Source organism: Burkholderia sp. Ac-20384 (assembly GCF_017104605.1).
Taxonomy (GTDB): Bacteria; Pseudomonadota; Gammaproteobacteria; order Burkholderiales; family Burkholderiaceae; genus Burkholderia; species Burkholderia lata.
The window spans coordinates 1-4,151 of the sequence record NZ_JAAGPE010000496.1 but is presented as its reverse complement, the minus strand read 5'-3'; the positions used below and the strand labels follow the sequence as shown (position 1 = coordinate 4,151).

The 4,151-nt window shown below is 67.0% G+C and carries 6 protein-coding genes; all 6 read right to left on the bottom strand.

Features of this window, described 5'->3' with window-relative positions:
* Window positions 1–651 (bottom strand): phage integrase family protein (locus tag G3O00_RS40480; RefSeq protein WP_346779026.1); only part of this gene is annotated, 651 nt, incomplete at its 3' end.
* Between the two features lies 1 nt (window position 652).
* The gene (locus G3O00_RS40475) at window positions 653–1,309 is read right to left on the bottom strand and encodes a hypothetical protein (protein WP_346779025.1); all 657 of its coding nucleotides are present in this window, start codon (window positions 1,307–1,309) and stop codon (window positions 653–655) included.
* A gap of 59 nt (window positions 1,310–1,368) precedes the next feature.
* Window positions 1,369–1,677, bottom strand: a complete 309-nt coding sequence (locus G3O00_RS40470; protein WP_206146349.1) for a hypothetical protein — start codon at window positions 1,675–1,677, stop codon at window positions 1,369–1,371.
* An 87-nt stretch (window positions 1,678–1,764) separates the two neighbouring features.
* On the bottom strand, window positions 1,765–2,487 hold the full coding sequence (locus G3O00_RS40465; protein WP_206146348.1) for a hypothetical protein: 723 nt from the start codon (window positions 2,485–2,487) through the stop codon (window positions 1,765–1,767).
* A 70-nt stretch (window positions 2,488–2,557) separates the two neighbouring features.
* Window positions 2,558–3,736: a PIN domain-containing protein gene (locus G3O00_RS40460; protein ID WP_206146347.1), complete on the bottom strand. Its 1,179-nt coding sequence runs from the start codon at window positions 3,734–3,736 to the stop codon at window positions 2,558–2,560.
* Window positions 3,737–3,754: 18 nt separating this feature from the next.
* Window positions 3,755–4,000, bottom strand: coding sequence for a hypothetical protein (locus G3O00_RS40455; RefSeq protein WP_206146351.1), 246 nt, complete (start codon window positions 3,998–4,000; stop codon window positions 3,755–3,757).
* Window positions 4,001–4,151 lie beyond the last annotated feature (151 nt).

Genomic DNA, 4,151 nt, shown 5'->3' with positions numbered 1-4,151 from the left:
GGCGGCGAGGCGCTGCGCGCCAACCTTGCCCAGACGCGGCACGGCGCGATACCAGCGCTGGCGCCGCGCACGCATCAGCGCGAGCAGTTGCGCGAAGGTGGCGACGCCGGCGGTCGCGAGCCGCGCGACCATCCGGGCGTCGAACCACCCCTCGAGCGTGTGCTCCAGCTGCGGCGCCTCGACGAGACTCGCCTCCATGCGCGCGAGCGCCGCGTCCTGCCGCTCGCGCAAACGGCGATTGCGCGCGACCTTGCGATCGAGCGCGACTGACGACGCCGGCGGGTAGGTTTCGACGTACAGCGCGACGAGCTCGCGCTCGTTGTAGACCGCGTCCGGATCCACCGTGTCGCGAAATGCCTCGAGCGTCGGCACGTCGTGACCGGCCGCGGCGCCGGCGTGCGCGTCGCGCGGCAGACTGCCGGGTTTGAGACGCAGCAAGTGCGCGGCGTCGACGTCGCGCGCGCGACGCGCAGCGATCGTCAGCGTGTCGCGCAGCGTCGCGAGCGTGCGGTGGGTCACGCGCACGTCCGTCCCTGGCACGCCGTAGTGCGCATGCAGGGTCGCCTCGTCGAGCCCCTCGAGGTGCGCGCGGTACAGCGCGAAGTGGGCCGGGGTCAGGCGCAACGTCGCGCGGATGGGTGAGGCACGCACGTTACCGGCCTCCGATCGGCGCAGGGCGCAACCACGCGGTGCGCCCTGCGGCCCAGCCGAATGCCCAGCTGGCCGCGACCATGCCAGCGAGCCCGAGCCCGAGTTGCAAGGCGACCGTCTCGGCGTTCACCTGCGCGTGGGGCGCGTGATAGACCTTCCATAGGGCGTCGGCCACCAGCCAAAATACCGCGCCCACTGCTCCGGTGACCCGTGCCGGGGTCGCGAGCGCCGCGCGGCTCGCGTGGTTCGGCCACGCCAATGGGATCGTCAGGCTCACCGCGATGAGGAGGCCAGTCAGCACGCGCGTGTTTGGGTACATCTGCGATGCCATCCCGCAGCTGACACCCGCGATGCCGACTGCGAAAAGCTCCAATTGCCACGGCTGCCACGGCTCAATCGGGCGCTCGCGTGCCGAGACGATCACGCCGTAGCCGACTTGCAGAGTCGCGAACGCGAACAGGGCGCAACCGGCACCGGTGGCCGCATGCTCGAGCACGGAAACCGCATCGCGAAAGCCAACGTGTGTGCGCACCCATTCGCGCCCCGCATGCGCAAGAGGATGCCCCTGCTGCGCGGCTGCGCGCCACGCCGAACCCGCCGCCTCGAAGGCCGACGCGAGCAAGGTCAGCAGGCCGCCGAGCACCAGGTGGTACGTCACTCTAAGGCGGGTCGGCCAGTGCTCGACCGCCCGCCAGCGTCGGAGAAGAGTCGACCTTGTCATGCGCCGGGCTCGTTAGCGGTGCGCGGCTCGCCGTCGGCGACGAGCGCGGTCATGTGGGCCAGCACGTCGCGCACGAATGCCGGCGCTGCGCGCTGCGCGTCGGCCAAGTGAAAGATCCGTTCGGACCGAAAACCGAGGTAGTACAGGCGCCACGCGCCATCAGTCTCGAACTGCAGGTGCGCGGGGTGGCCGGCGAACAGCGCGGTGAAGCTGTTCGTGTCGTGCGCCGCGTGCTGGTCGGCGATCCAGTGCTGTTGCGCGAACGCGAGAAAACGCGCGCGCTCGTCGGTGGTGGTCAGGAGCATCGGCGATCCATGAGAGTTTCGAGCGCGTGGCCAACGTGCGCGCGGTACAGCGCGAAGCCGGCGGGCGTCAGGGGTAGCAGGGCCACGTCAGCGCCCCGCGATCGGCTGAGACAACGACGTCAGCCGGGATTCGATTTCTGGCATGAGCGGATATTCCGCTGGGTCGCGGTCATACTCCCGTTGAAGCTTGGCGAACGCGTCTTCGAAATTTCGCTGCCATGCCTTCAGGTACGCCGATTCCGGAAGGTCCAGATTGCGCCGAATCCCATTCGTGAGGTCGCACGCGTGCAAGCCGAAATGAACGACGCATTGCAGCTCAAGCTTCCAGACGTCAAATGGCGCCAACCGTACTTCCTGCTTGTCGAGCCAATCCGCACGGACCTCGAGTGCCAGCGCGAATTGATACAGCTGGTCAACAAGCGGGCGCGGCAGGGCATCCATAACGGGTTGCGTCGGAATGTCAAAGTGCAAAACGACTGGTTTCAGGTAACCGAATACCGCATCCCCGACATCGCCGTAGTCCTCGAAGGCAGCCTCGATTGGGCTCAGGACTTCGTCTCCGTGTTTTGCAAACGCCTCGAGCGGACGCAGGGCTTCCAGCTGCGCACGCGCGCGCTCTTCAGCGAGCTTCGCATGCTCGTGCGCTCGCTGTTCTGCGATTTTTGCGTTCTCATGCCGCTGGGCGAGGTATTGAGCTATCAAGCCCACCCCGGCGGTGATGAATGCGCCGCCCAGGGCGCCGAGCGCGGCGGGCGTGAGCCAATTCGCCGGCGCTTGCGCCACGATCGCTGCTACTTCAGATACCGCCATAGGTTGTTCTCGGTTGGGTTAGCGATGGCCGGTTGGCGCTGATCGCGCCGCGGCAGCCGATACGTCGGCATCAACTCAGTCGACTCGACCGCATCGCAATGTCGCTGAGGAGGGTTTGCCAATCGGGGGAGATCTCGCCGAGCTCAACCCAATAGAGCGTCGGCAGGATTTCCACCGGACCGATCTCCATCCGTTTGGGGATCTCGCCCGTCAGCGTCACCAGTGCGCGAAAGGGGATGGCCGCGTCGGTGTCGAACGTGCGGCTACCCAACTCACTGTAGGTGCCGTCCACCCCCTCGCCGCTCCACATGCCGAAGTCGCAAGCGATCGAGATGCGGCCATGCGCCGTGCCGTATACAGAGACGGTGACGGCGTGCTCCCCGTAGTCGACCGCTTCGCACTCGCCCAAGGCGACGTCCAGCGTGGGCAACTCCACGCGCTGCACGTCGATCGCCTCCTTCCAGCCGAACCCGACGAAACACTGGGCCTCGACCTGCACCTGGATCGCGCCAGGCGACGCATGAAGCGCCTGGAGCAAGGCCGTCGCGAGATCCAGGGGCCCTCCCGCAGTCGACAACTCGACCAGGCACCGCGCCGCAAATCGCGCAGTCTCATCCTGGAACGCCCCCAGTGCGTCGCTGAGGTTGGCCGTCCAAAAAAGCCGGTTGGTCCCCGCACAGAAGCGTTGCCAGTCCTTGTCGTTCGACACCACGAGAATGCCGGTCGACCGTGCGTTGGCCCAGCTTTCGAGCGCGAGCAAGGCCGCGGCATCGGGAAACTCGTGCTTTTTCTTGCCCGCTTCGGCAAACGGCGGCTGCATCGCGAAGTACCGGTCGAACAGCGCGCGCAGGCCAACGTGCTCCGCCACATCGAGCACCGTCTCGTTGGTCCGCTCGAGCCAGCGCGTGACCCGGGCGGTGGCCGCGTCGGCCGGGTCGATCGCTTGCGCGGCGCGCGTCTGCAACTGCGTGAGCGCGGCCGGCGGCAGCAGTCCCACCAGGTTCGGCGCCCGGGTCGCGCGCAGCAACGCGCTGCGGGCCGCCGCCGCGTCGTGCGTGAGGTGTGCGATCAACTCGCGCTGTACCACGTCCGGCATCAGGACCGCGACGTTCCGGGTGGATTGGAACTGCTCGACGCGGCGCAGCAGACCGTCCTCGAGGCGCCCCTGCTGCCCGTCAAAGATCGAGGTGTCGAGCGCAATCGCGCCAATCAGCTTTTGTTCGATCAGTTCGCGGATCCGTGGGTCCATGGCGGTTTCCTGGCGGCGTTAGCGCGGCGCGCGGATCGCGAGCGCCGCGCGCAGATTGGATTGGCACTGCGCGAGCGCGCGCTGCAGCGCCTGCTTCTGGTCGACGAGCGCGGCGTACGCCTGCTCGCTGCCTTCGAGCTCAGCCGAAGCGTCGAACAACAGCTGCCGCATCTCCACCGGCAGGCGATCGCCCGCGTCCTGCGCGTGGCGCCGCAAGCGCTCGGGCGTGGTCGAGCGATATTCGGTCGGAATCTGCCCGCTCATGCGGCACCGCCTGCCGGCGCCATCCGTAGAGCAAAATAAATCTGTCACTCCAGAATCCCCGCCGATCTAGGCATCCGGACCCTGAATTGACGACTTTATTGACGGTCTTACCAAAATAAAGTCGTCAATTCGCATATGTCCGGATTAAATT